Raw genomic sequence first — 15,771 nt, 5'->3', positions numbered from 1 at the left:
TCGGCTTTCAATATACTTCGCATTTCTTCGTCAGCTTCTGTCGTTCAGTCAGTCACGTACTTGAGTACGCTCCTTCCCTCTCTCCATTGCTTCCTCGAACTACTCGTATCTTGAAACCCTTTATAAAAGAAATTATTCTTTCAAAACTGGATAAACGGTTCATTGAATGCTTCAAACTTTTTGGTTAAGTCCTCGATCGATTAGTATTCGTCAGCTCCATGTGTCACCACACTTCCACCTCGAACCTATCTACCTCATCGTCTTTGAGGGATCTTACTTACTTGCGTAATGGGAAATCTCATCTTGAGGGGGGCTTCATGCTTAGATGCTTTCAGCACTTATCCCGTCCACACATAGCTACCCAGCGATGCCTTTGGCAAGACAACTGGTACACCAGCGGTGTGTCCATCCCGGTCCTCTCGTACTAAGGACAGCTCCTCTCAAATTTCCTACGCCCACGACGGATAGGGACCGAACTGTCTCACGACGTTCTGAACCCAGCTCGCGTACCGCTTTAATGGGCGAACAGCCCAACCCTTGGGACCGACTACAGCCCCAGGATGCGATGAGCCGACATCGAGGTGCCAAACCTCCCCGTCGATGTGGACTCTTGGGGGAGATAAGCCTGTTATCCCCGGGGTAGCTTTTATCCGTTGAGCGATGGCCCTTCCATGCGGAACCACCGGATCACTAAGCCCGTCTTTCGACCCTGCTCGACTTGTAGGTCTCGCAGTCAAGCTCCCTTGTGCCTTTACACTCTACGAATGATTTCCAACCATTCTGAGGGAACCTTTGGGCGCCTCCGTTACCTTTTAGGAGGCGACCGCCCCAGTCAAACTGTCCGCCTGACACTGTCTCCTGCCCCGCTAAGGGGCATGGGTTAGAATTTCAATACAACCAGGGTAGTATCCCACCGACGCCTCCTTCGAAGCTGGCGCTCCGAGATCTCTGGCTCCTACCTATCCTGTACAAGTTGTACCAAAATTCAATATCAGGCTACAGTAAAGCTCCACGGGGTCTTTCCGTCCTGTCGCGGGTAACCTGCATCTTCACAGGTACTATAATTTCACCGAGTCTCTCGTTGAGACAGTGCCCAGATCGTTACGCCTTTCGTGCGGGTCGGAACTTACCCGACAAGGAATTTCGCTACCTTAGGACCGTTATAGTTACGGCCGCCGTTTACTGGGGCTTCAATTCGCAGCTTCGCTTGCGCTAACCACTCCTCTTAACCTTCCAGCACCGGGCAGGCGTCAGCCCCTATACGTCACCTTACGGTTTTGCAGAGACCTGTGTTTTTGCTAAACAGTCGCCTGGGCCTATTCACTGCGGCTCTCATGCGCTTGCACGCTCAAGAGCACCCCTTCTCCCGAAGTTACGGGGTCATTTTGCCGAGTTCCTTAACGAGAGTTCTCTCGCACACCTTAGGATTCTCTCCTCGACTACCTGTGTCGGTTTGCGGTACGGGCACCTCTCACCTCGATAGAGGCTTTTCTTGGCAGTGTGAAATCAGGAACTTCGTCCATACGGACTCGCCATCACAGCTCAACGTTACAGTGTGCGGATTTGCCTACACACACGCCTTACTGCTTGGACGCGCATAACCAACAGCGCGCTTACCCTATCCTACTGCGTCCCCCCATTTCTCAAACGGTGAGGAGGTGGTACAGGAATATCAACCTGTTGTCCATCGCCTACGCCTATCGGCCTCGGCTTAGGTCCCGACTAACCCTGAGCGGACGAGCCTTCCTCAGGAAACCTTAGTCATACGGTGGACGGGATTCTCACCCGTCTTTCGCTACTCATACCGGCATTCTCACTTCTAAGCGCTCCACCAGTCCTTCCGGTCTGACTTCAACGCACTTAGAACGCTCTCCTACCACTGACATCGTAGATGTCAATCCACAGCTTCGGTGAATCGTTTAGCCCCGATACATTTTCGGCGCAGCGTCACTCGACCAGTGAGCTATTACGCACTCTTTAAATGATGGCTGCTTCTAAGCCAACATCCTGGTTGTCTGTGCAACGCCACATCCTTTTCCACTTAACGATTACTTTGGGACCTTAGCTGGTGGTCTGGGCTGTTTCCCTTTTGACTACGGATCTTATCACTCGCAGTCTGACTCCCGTGTATAAATATCTGGCATTCGGAGTTTGTCTGAATTCGGTAAACCGGGATGGCCCCCTAGTCCAAACAGTGCTCTACCTCCAGTATTCTCATCACGAGGCTAGCCCTAAAGCTATTTCGGAGAGAACCAGCTATCTCCAAGTTCGATTGGAATTTCTCCGCTACCCACACCTCATCCCCGCACTTTTCAACGTGCGTGGGTTCGGGCCTCCAGTAAGTGTTACCTTACCTTCACCCTGGACATGGGTAGATCACCTGGTTTCGGGTCTACGACCACGTACTATTTCGCCCTATTCAGACTCGCTTTCGCTGCGGCTCCGCCTTCTAAAGCTTAACCTCGCACGTAATCGTAACTCGCCGGTTCATTCTACAAAAGGCACGCTATCACCCATTAACGGGCTCTAACTACTTGTAGGCACACGGTTTCAGGATCTCTTTCACTCCCCTTCCGGGGTGCTTTTCACCTTTCCCTCACGGTACTGGTTCACTATCGGTCACTAGGTAGTATTTAGCCTTGGGAGATGGTCCTCCCGGATTCCGACGGAATTTCACGTGTTCCGCCGTACTCAGGATCCACTCAGGAGAGAACGAACTTTCGACTACAGGGCTTTTACCTGCTCTGGCGGACCTTTCCAAGTCGCTTCATCTAACTCGCTCTTTTGTAACTCCGTATTGAGTGTCCTACAACCCCAAGAGGCAAGCCTCTTGGTTTGGGCTCTTCCCGTTTCGCTCGCCGCTACTCAGGGAATCGATTTTTCTTTCTCTTCCTCCAGGTACTTAGATGTTTCAGTTCCCTGGGTCTGCCTTCAAGACGCTATGTATTCACGTCAAGATACTACGCGATTAAACGTAGTGGGTTCCCCCATTCGGAAATCTCCGGATCAAAGCTCACTTACAGCTCCCCGAAGCATATCGGTGTTAGTGCCGTCCTTCTTCGGCTCCTAGTGCCAAGGCATTCGCCGTGCGCCCTTAATAACTTAACCTATCAGCTTTCCATACACTTCACATTTCGTTGTCAGCCTCACTCGTTCAATCAGTCACGTATTGAAGTACGCTCCTTCATTTACTCGATTGCTGCCTAGAACTGCTCGTGTCTGAAAACCTTATCATGTTATTAAGCCTATAAAAAAACTTAAAAAAAATAAATGTGTTTGTTACAATTTCAATGTCGTTTTATCCAGTTTTCAAAGAACAAGTTTTGAAGTATTTCATTCAGAAAGAATGAACCTTCAAAACTGAACGCAAAACGTAATCTTACAAACCCTAGGTTTGTATTCCGAAAATATCCTTAGAAAGGAGGTGATCCAGCCGCACCTTCCGATACGGCTACCTTGTTACGACTTCACCCCAATCATCTATCCCACCTTCGGCGGCTGGCTCCAAAAGGTTACCTCACCGACTTCGGGTGTTACAAACTCTCGTGGTGTGACGGGCGGTGTGTACAAGGCCCGGGAACGTATTCACCGCGGCATGCTGATCCGCGATTACTAGCGATTCCGGCTTCATGTAGGCGAGTTGCAGCCTACAATCCGAACTGAGAACGACTTTATCGGATTAGCTCCCTCTCGCGAGTTGGCAACCGTTTGTATCGTCCATTGTAGCACGTGTGTAGCCCAGGTCATAAGGGGCATGATGATTTGACGTCATCCCCACCTTCCTCCGGTTTGTCACCGGCAGTCACCTTAGAGTGCCCAACTAAATGATGGCAACTAAGATCAAGGGTTGCGCTCGTTGCGGGACTTAACCCAACATCTCACGACACGAGCTGACGACAACCATGCACCACCTGTCACCGTTGCCCCCGAAGGGGAAACCATATCTCTACAGTGGTCAACGGGATGTCAAGACCTGGTAAGGTTCTTCGCGTTGCTTCGAATTAAACCACATGCTCCACCGCTTGTGCGGGCCCCCGTCAATTCCTTTGAGTTTCAGTCTTGCGACCGTACTCCCCAGGCGGAGTGCTTAATGCGTTAGCTGCAGCACTAAGGGGCGGAAACCCCCTAACACTTAGCACTCATCGTTTACGGCGTGGACTACCAGGGTATCTAATCCTGTTTGCTCCCCACGCTTTCGCGCCTCAGTGTCAGTTACAGACCAGATAGTCGCCTTCGCCACTGGTGTTCCTCCAAATCTCTACGCATTTCACCGCTACACTTGGAATTCCACTATCCTCTTCTGCACTCAAGTCTCCCAGTTTCCAATGACCCTCCACGGTTGAGCCGTGGGCTTTCACATCAGACTTAAGAAACCACCTGCGCGCGCTTTACGCCCAATAATTCCGGACAACGCTTGCCACCTACGTATTACCGCGGCTGCTGGCACGTAGTTAGCCGTGGCTTTCTAATAAGGTACCGTCAAGGTACAGCCAGTTACTACTGTACTTGTTCTTCCCTTACAACAGAGTTTTACGAACCGAAATCCTTCTTCACTCACGCGGCGTTGCTCCATCAGGCTTTCGCCCATTGTGGAAGATTCCCTACTGCTGCCTCCCGTAGGAGTCTGGGCCGTGTCTCAGTCCCAGTGTGGCCGATCACCCTCTCAGGTCGGCTACGCATCGTCGCCTTGGTGAGCCGTTACCTCACCAACTAGCTAATGCGCCGCGGGCCCATCCTATAGCGACAGCCGAAACCGTCTTTCAACATTTCACCATGAGGTGAAACAGATTATTCGGTATTAGCCCCGGTTTCCCGGAGTTATCCCAAACTATAAGGTAGGTTGCCCACGTGTTACTCACCCGTCCGCCGCTAACGTCAAAGGAGCAAGCTCCTTCTCTGTTCGCTCGACTTGCATGTATTAGGCACGCCGCCAGCGTTCGTCCTGAGCCAGGATCAAACTCTCCATAAAAGAAATTTGATTAGCTCAAATTGTTTTGCTGGCATCATTTTAATGTCCAAAATTTTGTTTCGTTCACTAGCTAGGCTAGCTACTTAAAACTTTATTGATTACGTTTTGCTTGTTCAGTTTTCAAGGTTCATTTTTAAGTTCACTGCTTTGTTAAGAGTTAACTTTTATATAATAACATGTTTTATATTGTTTGTCAAACAGTTATTTTATTTTTATATTTTAGTAGCTGCATATCTCAACAGCAACTTTTATATAATAACATGCTTATTATTAATGGTCAATAGTTATTATAATTGTTTTTTATAATCTTAATCGTGGCCAGTTTCGTAAAAATTGTATGGTACGATTTCTTCCTATTTCTAAGAGCGTTTCTTTTGTTTCCTCATTTAAATCGAACTGCGTAGCACTATAATCTTCTACAGGAATAAAAATTATATCTCTTTCATGTCTTCTTGATATATATCTTTCATCATGTGCATCTTTCATAGTTGAAAATAATGCTTCAAACAAATTCAAACCATTTTTTATTTCATGAGGACATTGTTCCTCTCTCCGTCTGCTTAATTTAAGTCCTAAAATTGGTCGTACTTTTCTTCCCTCCCTATCGTCAAAAATCCATAATGGAAAATTACTTAATACACCACCATCCACAATTATTGATTCACCTTTTCCAGTCTTTAATGTAACTGGTTCGAAGAAAAATGGTATACCACAGCTCATACGTAAGGCGCAGGCAACCGAAAAATTCTTAGCATCAATTTCATACTTGTGTAAATCATCTGGTAATACAATCATTCTACCATTGGTTAGATCTGACGCGACTAACTTTAAAGAATCTTTAGGTAGATCTCCAAAAGTATACACCCCTTTTTCGGCCAGCTTTTTGAAGAACCACTTTTCTAATGCCTTTCCTTTATACAGACCTAAATGATTATAAACATTTATCCATTTCATAAAAGGGAAAGGTAATATTGTTCTTCTAGAATCCAGTAATGAAGGTACGTCTAACTCTTCAAGCATCATTTCGATTTCTCTACCGCTATATCCTGCAGCAATGAACGCAGCTAAAATTGCTCCTGCACTTGTACCAGCAACACGTTTAAAACGGAAATTTTCATCTTCTAGTACTTGATATGCTCCGACAAGGGCAAAACCCTTCAAACCTCCTCCAGAAAAAACACCATCAATCCACATAATTCCCTCTCCCTTTTCCCGTAATCTTTACATTATAAGAATCCAAATAGATGATTAGAACTAAAATTTGTATTTTAATGTCGAAGACAGTCTTTTGCCGAAAAGGGAATTATTTATAATATTGAGGAAAATAATACGATTTCATAGATAGGTATCCTCTTTTAGAAATCTGGAAGTTATATAGCATCAATTTAATTTTGTCATTTACTAAATTTAAACGTATTTCATATGAAATAAAAAAACAGCCAGCACACAGCTGACTGTTTTTGTTGCCTAGCGACGTCCTACTCTCACAGGGGGAAGCCCCCAACTACCATCGGCGCTAAAGAGCTTAACTTCCGTGTTCGGTATGGGAACGGGTGTGACCTCTTTGCCATCATCACTAGACTATGTTCGGCTTTCAATATACATCGCATTTCTTCGTCAGCTTCTGTCGTTCAGTCAGTCACGTACTTGAGTACGCTCCTTCCCTCTCTCCATTGCTTCGAACTACTCGTATCTTGAAACCCTTTATAAAAGAAATTATTCTTTCAAAACTGGATAAACGGTTCATTGAATGCTTCAAACTTTTTGGTTAAGTCCTCGATCGATTAGTATTCGTCAGCTCCATGTGTCACCACACTTCCACCTCGAACCTATCTACCTCATCGTCTTTGAGGGATCTTACTTACTTGCGTAATGGGAAATCTCATCTTGAGGGGGGCTTCATGCTTAGATGCTTTCAGCACTTATCCCGTCCACACATAGCTACCCAGCGATGCCTTTGGCAAGACAACTGGTACACCAGCGGTGTGTCCATCCCGGTCCTCTCGTACTAAGGACAGCTCCTCTCAAATTTCCTACGCCCACGACGGATAGGGACCGAACTGTCTCACGACGTTCTGAACCCAGCTCGCGTACCGCTTTAATGGGCGAACAGCCCAACCCTTGGGACCGACTACAGCCCCAGGATGCGATGAGCCGACATCGAGGTGCCAAACCTCCCCGTCGATGTGGACTCTTGGGGGAGATAAGCCTGTTATCCCCGGGGTAGCTTTTATCCGTTGAGCGATGGCCCTTCCATGCGGAACCACCGGATCACTAAGCCCGTCTTTCGACCCTGCTCGACTTGTAGGTCTCGCAGTCAAGCTCCCTTGTGCCTTTACACTCTACGAATGATTTCCAACCATTCTGAGGGAACCTTTGGGCGCCTCCGTTACCTTTTAGGAGGCGACCGCCCCAGTCAAACTGTCCGCCTGACACTGTCTCCTGCCCCGCTAAGGGGCATGGGTTAGAATTTCAATACAACCAGGGTAGTATCCCACCGACGCCTCCTTCGAAGCTGGCGCTCCGAGATCTCTGGCTCCTACCTATCCTGTACAAGTTGTACCAAAATTCAATATCAGGCTACAGTAAAGCTCCACGGGGTCTTTCCGTCCTGTCGCGGGTAACCTGCATCTTCACAGGTACTATAATTTCACCGAGTCTCTCGTTGAGACAGTGCCCAGATCGTTACGCCTTTCGTGCGGGTCGGAACTTACCCGACAAGGAATTTCGCTACCTTAGGACCGTTATAGTTACGGCCGCCGTTTACTGGGGCTTCAATTCGCAGCTTCGCTTGCGCTAACCACTCCTCTTAACCTTCCAGCACCGGGCAGGCGTCAGCCCCTATACGTCACCTTACGGTTTTGCAGAGACCTGTGTTTTTGCTAAACAGTCGCCTGGGCCTATTCACTGCGGCTCTCATGCGCTTGCACGCTCAAGAGCACCCCTTCTCCCGAAGTTACGGGGTCATTTTGCCGAGTTCCTTAACGAGAGTTCTCTCGCACACCTTAGGATTCTCTCCTCGACTACCTGTGTCGGTTTGCGGTACGGGCACCTCTCACCTCGATAGAGGCTTTTCTTGGCAGTGTGAAATCAGGAACTTCGTCCATACGGACTCGCCATCACAGCTCAACGTTACAGTGTGCGGATTTGCCTACACACACGCCTTACTGCTTGGACGCGCATAACCAACAGCGCGCTTACCCTATCCTACTGCGTCCCCCCATTTCTCAAACGGTGAGGAGGTGGTACAGGAATATCAACCTGTTGTCCATCGCCTACGCCTATCGGCCTCGGCTTAGGTCCCGACTAACCCTGAGCGGACGAGCCTTCCTCAGGAAACCTTAGTCATACGGTGGACGGGATTCTCACCCGTCTTTCGCTACTCATACCGGCATTCTCACTTCTAAGCGCTCCACCAGTCCTTCCGGTCTGACTTCAACGCACTTAGAACGCTCTCCTACCACTGACATCGTAGATGTCAATCCACAGCTTCGGTGAATCGTTTAGCCCCGATACATTTTCGGCGCAGCGTCACTCGACCAGTGAGCTATTACGCACTCTTTAAATGATGGCTGCTTCTAAGCCAACATCCTGGTTGTCTGTGCAACGCCACATCCTTTTCCACTTAACGATTACTTTGGGACCTTAGCTGGTGGTCTGGGCTGTTTCCCTTTTGACTACGGATCTTATCACTCGCAGTCTGACTCCCGTGTATAAATATCTGGCATTCGGAGTTTGTCTGAATTCGGTAAACCGGGATGGCCCCCTAGTCCAAACAGTGCTCTACCTCCAGTATTCTCATCACGAGGCTAGCCCTAAAGCTATTTCGGAGAGAACCAGCTATCTCCAAGTTCGATTGGAATTTCTCCGCTACCCACACCTCATCCCCGCACTTTTCAACGTGCGTGGGTTCGGGCCTCCAGTAAGTGTTACCTTACCTTCACCCTGGACATGGGTAGATCACCTGGTTTCGGGTCTACGACCACGTACTATTTCGCCCTATTCAGACTCGCTTTCGCTGCGGCTCCGCCTTCTAAAGCTTAACCTCGCACGTAATCGTAACTCGCCGGTTCATTCTACAAAAGGCACGCTATCACCCATTAACGGGCTCTAACTACTTGTAGGCACACGGTTTCAGGATCTCTTTCACTCCCCTTCCGGGGTGCTTTTCACCTTTCCCTCACGGTACTGGTTCACTATCGGTCACTAGGTAGTATTTAGCCTTGGGAGATGGTCCTCCCGGATTCCGACGGAATTTCACGTGTTCCGCCGTACTCAGGATCCACTCAGGAGAGAACGAACTTTCGACTACAGGGCTTTTACCTGCTCTGGCGGACCTTTCCAAGTCGCTTCATCTAACTCGCTCTTTTGTAACTCCGTATTGAGTGTCCTACAACCCCAAGAGGCAAGCCTCTTGGTTTGGGCTCTTCCCGTTTCGCTCGCCGCTACTCAGGGAATCGATTTTTCTTTCTCTTCCTCCAGGTACTTAGATGTTTCAGTTCCCTGGGTCTGCCTTCAAGACGCTATGTATTCACGTCAAGATACTACGCGATTAAACGTAGTGGGTTCCCCCATTCGGAAATCTCCGGATCAAAGCTCACTTACAGCTCCCCGAAGCATATCGGTGTTAGTGCCGTCCTTCTTCGGCTCCTAGTGCCAAGGCATTCGCCGTGCGCCCTTAATAACTTAACCTATCAGCTTTCCATACACTTCACATTTCGTTGTCAGCCTCACTCGTTCAATCAGTCACGTACTGAAGTACGCTCCTTCATTTACTCGATTGCTTCCTAGAACTGCTCGTGTCTGAAAACCTTATCATGTTATTAAGCCTATAAAAAAACTTAAAAAATAAATGTGTTTGTTACAATTTCAATGTCGTTTTATCCAGTTTTCAAAGAACAAGTTTGGTGGAGCCTAGCGGGATCGAACCGCTGACCTCCTGCGTGCAAGGCAGGCGCTCTCCCAGCTGAGCTAAGGCCCCAAGAGGTATATATGGTGGGCCTAAATGGACTCGAACCATCGACCTCACGCTTATCAGGCGTGCGCTCTAACCAGCTGAGCTATAGGCCCTCTTGGAAGTTTTATATGATTAATAAACCTTCAAAACTGAACGCAAAACGTAATCTTACAAACCCAAGGTTTGTATTCCGAAAATATCCTTAGAAAGGAGGTGATCCAGCCGCACCTTCCGATACGGCTACCTTGTTACGACTTCACCCCAATCATCTATCCCACCTTCGGCGGCTGGCTCCAAAAGGTTACCTCACCGACTTCGGGTGTTACAAACTCTCGTGGTGTGACGGGCGGTGTGTACAAGGCCCGGGAACGTATTCACCGCGGCATGCTGATCCGCGATTACTAGCGATTCCGGCTTCATGTAGGCGAGTTGCAGCCTACAATCCGAACTGAGAACGACTTTATCGGATTAGCTCCCTCTCGCGAGTTGGCAACCGTTTGTATCGTCCATTGTAGCACGTGTGTAGCCCAGGTCATAAGGGGCATGATGATTTGACGTCATCCCCACCTTCCTCCGGTTTGTCACCGGCAGTCACCTTAGAGTGCCCAACTAAATGATGGCAACTAAGATCAAGGGTTGCGCTCGTTGCGGGACTTAACCCAACATCTCACGACACGAGCTGACGACAACCATGCACCACCTGTCACCGTTGCCCCCGAAGGGGAAACCATATCTCTACAGTGGTCAACGGGATGTCAAGACCTGGTAAGGTTCTTCGCGTTGCTTCGAATTAAACCACATGCTCCACCGCTTGTGCGGGCCCCCGTCAATTCCTTTGAGTTTCAGTCTTGCGACCGTACTCCCCAGGCGGAGTGCTTAATGCGTTAGCTGCAGCACTAAGGGGCGGAAACCCCCTAACACTTAGCACTCATCGTTTACGGCGTGGACTACCAGGGTATCTAATCCTGTTTGCTCCCCACGCTTTCGCGCCTCAGTGTCAGTTACAGACCAGATAGTCGCCTTCGCCACTGGTGTTCCTCCAAATCTCTACGCATTTCACCGCTACACTTGGAATTCCACTATCCTCTTCTGCACTCAAGTCTCCCAGTTTCCAATGACCCTCCACGGTTGAGCCGTGGGCTTTCACATCAGACTTAAGAAACCACCTGCGCGCGCTTTACGCCCAATAATTCCGGACAACGCTTGCCACCTACGTATTACCGCGGCTGCTGGCACGTAGTTAGCCGTGGCTTTCTAATAAGGTACCGTCAAGGTACAGCCAGTTACTACTGTACTTGTTCTTCCCTTACAACAGAGTTTTACGAACCGAAATCCTTCTTCACTCACGCGGCGTTGCTCCATCAGGCTTTCGCCCATTGTGGAAGATTCCCTACTGCTGCCTCCCGTAGGAGTCTGGGCCGTGTCTCAGTCCCAGTGTGGCCGATCACCCTCTCAGGTCGGCTACGCATCGTCGCCTTGGTGAGCCGTTACCTCACCAACTAGCTAATGCGCCGCGGGCCCATCCTATAGCGACAGCCGAAACCGTCTTTCAATAATTCACCATGAGGTGAAATAGATTATTCGGTATTAGCCCCGGTTTCCCGGAGTTATCCCAAACTATAAGGTAGGTTGCCCACGTGTTACTCACCCGTCCGCCGCTAACGTCAAAGGAGCAAGCTCCTTCTCTGTTCGCTCGACTTGCATGTATTAGGCACGCCGCCAGCGTTCGTCCTGAGCCAGGATCAAACTCTCCATAAAAGAAATTTGATTAGCTCAAATTGTTTTGCTGGCATCATTTTGATGTCCAAAATTTTGTTTCGTTCACTAGCTAGGCTAGCTACTTAAAACTTTATTGATTACGTTTTGCTTGTTCAGTTTTCAAGGTTCATGTTGTTTATTTCAGCGTCACCTCTTGGCGACTTATTTATAATATCAAGATTCGACAACTATGTCAACATATTATCTAAAAATATTTCAATAGATTATATTTTAGTCACTCAAATACTTAATTTGTACGTGAAAATATTATATTGCCTGTAGAAAAGAGTAATGTAAATGAAGGTGTTTTACTTTACGTAATAGCCTACCTCTTCTCTTTATTATCCTTAATATGAATGAGAAAAGGCAGCCATAGTTATGGCGTGCCTTTCTATAAATTAGTAATAATTCGAGAAATATAAAAACTGCGATTTTTTCCTAAATCAAAAATTTCACCTGTATGAACTAATTTAATGAGTGGACGTGTTGGCGCAAACTTATTTACAAACATGACTTCTCCACGCTCCAAGTTAGAAAGTTCAACAATTGTACCAATAGGAAGATCCGCTACAATATCGATTAATGCACGTACCACTTTAATATCAAACTTACCAAACTCAGATTCATTAATCATTTCTATTACTTTAAATGAAGATTGCTTGGACCTGTATACTCGTTCACATGTCATAGCATGGAATACATCTGCCACAGCAATGATTTGTGCAAAGATAGAAATATTAGCAATCTTTTCACCTTTCGGGTATCCACTACCATTTAAACGTTCATGGTGTTGGAATATTGCCTCTTTCATAGTTTCTTTTAAAATGGTTAAATCCTTCACCATGTTATAGCTATAAATTGGATGTTTATAAATTTCATCAAACTCTTGCTCAGTAAGAGGTGTCTTTTTATCTCGAATTCGGGGGTGTACTTTAGCCATTCCACAATCAGCCAATAGACCACCTATCGCAATTTGAATTGTAGTCCCCCTATCATAACCCAACTTTTGAGCAACTACAGAGGAAATCAGGGCAGTAGCTACACAATGGTGATATAAATAGTCTTTAGGATTAGAAAACTCATTTAAATCAAAAATAATTGTTCGATCCTCCAATACCATCTCCACCAAAGGCAATATAATGGTTCTCGCTTTGGCGATATCTACCTTAGAACCTGCTTCCCAATTTTTGAATTCCTTTTTAAATTGTTCAATAGAATGATTATAAGATTTTCTAAAAGTCGGAATGTCCTCTACTACTACTTCTACATCTATTTCTCTCTTTTCTGAATGAATATCGTTTTGATTTTTATAAACAGGGACGTTAAAAATATTAAATGCCTGAAAAACTTGTAAATGTACATGGGAAATCGTTGTATCTTTAAAGATGATAGGATACTGTGTATTAGCAAAAATATCTTCAGAAATTACTCTACCAACGCCTAACTCTGAAATTGGAACATGTATTGTTTCCATGAAATGAACACCTCTCCACTTTAACTTGCTTCAAATAAGGGTACCTTTATTTTATCATGTAATTCAAAATAATTACTTATTTTTCATTATTTATAATAAAAAACCGATGAACGACATGAACGCTGTCGTCATCGGTTTAAGTTATTCCTCTATTTCCTCTTCATCTTCAGGCAACTCTTCTTCTTTTTCAACCTTAGCTACAGTTGCAACTAATTCATCATCACCTAAGCGAATTAAACGAACACCTTGTGTGCTGCGTCCAATTAATGAAATATCATTAACATCCATACGAATAAGCATGCCGTTAATAGTAATAAGCATAATATCCTCTGAACCATCAACTGTTTTCACAGCCACCATCGGACCATTTTTATCAGTAATTTGCATTGTTTTTAATCCAACGCCACCACGGCTTTGTAAACGATAATCATCTTCAGAAGTACGTTTACCATAACCTTTTTCAGTAACTACTAAAATTTCTTGTCCTGGTTCAACAATCTCCATACCTACTACTTCGTCACCATCACGAAGTTTAATACCTCGTACACCACCAGCTGTACGTCCCATAGAACGAATATCATCTTCCTGGAAACGAACAAGCATACCATCACGTGTACCGATGATAATTTGCTTATCCCCATCTGTTAAACGAACAGAAATAAGATCATCATCTTCTCGTAAACTGATAGCTATTAAACCATTCGTACGAATGTTGGCAAATTGTGATACAGGTGTACGTTTCGTAATACCTGTTTTAGTTGTAAAGATAAAGTACGCATCTTCATCAAATGATCCAACACGAATCATCGCTGTTACTTTCTCACCTTTATCGATATTGAGCAAGTTAACAATCGGTAGCCCTTTAGCTGTACGACCATACTCTGGAATTTCGTAACCTTTCGCTCTAAATACTTTACCTTTGGAAGTAAAGAATAGAATTGTATCATGTGTAGAGGTATTCATAAGATGCTCTACAAAGTCATCTTCGTTTGTACCCATTCCCTGAACACCACGACCACCGCGTTTCTGACTACGATATGTATTCGCAGCTAAACGTTTAATATAGCCGTTATGCGTTAAAGTAACGACTGAATTTTCAACAGGAATTAGATCCTCATCCTCAATCATTTCAATACCGCCAGAAGTAATTTCAGTACGGCGTGTATCACTATAGCGGTCTTTCAGCTCTAAAATTTCAGTACGAATGATATCAACAATTTTAGCTTCGTCCGCTAAAATTGCCTTTAATTCAGCGATTAGAACCTGAAGCTCTTGATATTCCGCTTCAATTTTTTCACGCTCTAAGCCACTTAAACGAACTAAACGCATATCTAAAATGGCTTGAGCTTGTCGTTCTGATAAATTAAAACGCTCCATTAATTGAGGCTTCGCTTCTTCACCACTACGTGAACCACGAATAATCGCAATTATTTCATCAATATGGTCTAATGCAATTCGTAAGCCTTCTAAAATATGTGCACGGTCCTCTGCTTTTCGAAGATCGAATTCAGTACGACGACGAATAATAACTTTTTGGTGCTCTAAATAATGGTATAGCATTTCTTTTAAGCCTAATACCTTTGGCTGACCATTTACTAATGACAGCATATTGATACCAAAGCTTGATTGCATAGCTGTTTGTTTGTAAAGATTGTTTAAAACTACATTAGCATTTGCATCTTTTCGTACCTCAATCACTACTCGCATACCACGACGGTCTGACTCATCACGTAAATTCGTAATACCATCGATTTTTTTATCACGGACAAGCTCTGCAATTTTTTCAATCAGCTTAGCCTTATTTACTTGGTATGGTAACTCGTGAACAAGGATAGTTTCCTTACCATTAGCTTTTTGCTCAATTTCCACCTTCGCACGAATAATGATGGAACCACGGCCAGATTCATAAGCTCTACGAATACCACTACGGCCCAAAATTAATCCGCCAGTAGGGAAATCCGGGCCAGGGATGATTTCCATCAATTCCTCTGTGGTAATAGCTGGGTTTTCAGAAAGTGCTATAACCGCATCAATGGTTTCACCTAGATGGTGAGGAGGAATATTTGTGGCCATACCAACAGCAATCCCTGCAGCACCGTTTACCAATAAGTTTGGATAACGACTTGGTAAAACAATCGGTTCTTTTTCAGAGCCATCATAGTTATCTGTATAGTCAATTGTATCTTTATTGATATCACGTAGCATTTCCATGGCAATTTTAGACATACGTGATTCTGTATAACGCATAGCTGCAGCTCCATCACCATCAACAGAACCAAAGTTCCCATGACCGTCAACAAGCATATAACGATAGCTGAAATCTTGCGCCATACGTACCATAGCGTCATAAATGGAAGAGTCACCATGTGGATGGTACTTACCCATTACATCCCCTACAATACGTGCTGATTTTTTGTAAGGTTTATCTGCTGTATTTCCTAACTCCTGCATCCCATATAAAATACGACGATGTACTGGTTTTAATCCATCACGTACATCAGGTAATGCACGTGAAACAATTACACTCATTGCATAATCAAGAAAGGATGTTTCAATTTCTTCTGTAATATTAATTCCTTTAACACCGGAGCGTTCTTGTTCTGACAAAGTGTA

Annotated in this window: 3 protein-coding genes, 2 tRNA genes and 5 rRNA genes; all 10 read right to left on the bottom strand. The window is 45.6% G+C overall.

The features are described 5' to 3' along the window. Positions 1 to 180: 180 nt before the first annotated feature. The 10 genes from A2J09_RS18975 to gyrA all read right to left on the bottom strand — a co-directional run bounded on the left by A2J09_RS18975 (position 181) and on the right by gyrA (position 15,765). Positions 181 to 3,108 (bottom strand): 23S ribosomal RNA (locus A2J09_RS18975). Positions 3,109 to 3,417: 309 nt separating this feature from the next. Beyond that, positions 3,418 to 4,969: ribosomal RNA gene (locus tag A2J09_RS18970) — 16S ribosomal RNA — on the bottom strand. A 300-nt stretch (positions 4,970 to 5,269) separates the two neighbouring features. Beyond that, a complete protein-coding gene (locus A2J09_RS18965) occupies positions 5,270 to 6,163 on the bottom strand; it encodes a patatin-like phospholipase family protein (protein WP_012291836.1) in 894 nt (297 codons plus the stop codon). Between the two features lie 271 nt (positions 6,164 to 6,434). Then, positions 6,435 to 6,550 (bottom strand): 5S ribosomal RNA (gene rrf, locus A2J09_RS18960). 183 nt (positions 6,551 to 6,733) lie between these two features. After that, positions 6,734 to 9,661 (bottom strand): 23S ribosomal RNA (locus A2J09_RS18955). A gap of 213 nt (positions 9,662 to 9,874) precedes the next feature. Further along, positions 9,875 to 9,950: transfer RNA gene (locus A2J09_RS18950), tRNA-Ala, on the bottom strand. Between the two features lie 12 nt (positions 9,951 to 9,962). After that, positions 9,963 to 10,039: transfer RNA gene (locus A2J09_RS18945), tRNA-Ile, on the bottom strand. 93 nt (positions 10,040 to 10,132) lie between these two features. Further along, positions 10,133 to 11,684 (bottom strand): 16S ribosomal RNA (locus tag A2J09_RS18940). Together the 16S, 23S and 5S rRNA genes with 2 tRNA genes alongside form the textbook arrangement of a ribosomal RNA operon. 391 nt (positions 11,685 to 12,075) lie before the next feature. Continuing rightward, complete coding sequence (locus A2J09_RS18935) at positions 12,076 to 13,158, bottom strand: HD-GYP domain-containing protein (RefSeq protein WP_012291834.1); 1,083 nt, start codon at positions 13,156 to 13,158, stop codon at positions 12,076 to 12,078. Between the two features lie 141 nt (positions 13,159 to 13,299). After that, a complete protein-coding gene (gene gyrA / locus A2J09_RS18930) occupies positions 13,300 to 15,765 on the bottom strand; it encodes a DNA gyrase subunit A (RefSeq protein ID WP_012291833.1) in 2,466 nt (821 codons plus the stop codon). Positions 15,766 to 15,771 lie beyond the last annotated feature (6 nt).

This window comes from Lysinibacillus sphaericus, from assembly GCF_001629735.1.
Classification (GTDB): Bacteria; Bacillota; Bacilli; order Bacillales_A; family Planococcaceae; genus Lysinibacillus; species Lysinibacillus pinottii.
This window is presented reverse-complemented; position numbering and strand designations above follow the sequence as displayed.

What these genes read in the sequence shown, in the direction of transcription:
- A2J09_RS18965 (WP_012291836.1), bottom strand. Translation starts at nt 6,163, where the DNA reads ATGTGGATTGATGGTGTTTTTTCTGGAGGAGGTTTGAAGGGTTTTGCC.
- A2J09_RS18935 (WP_012291834.1), bottom strand. Translation starts at nt 13,158, where the DNA reads ATGGAAACAATACATGTTCCAATTTCAGAGTTAGGCGTTGGTAGAGTA.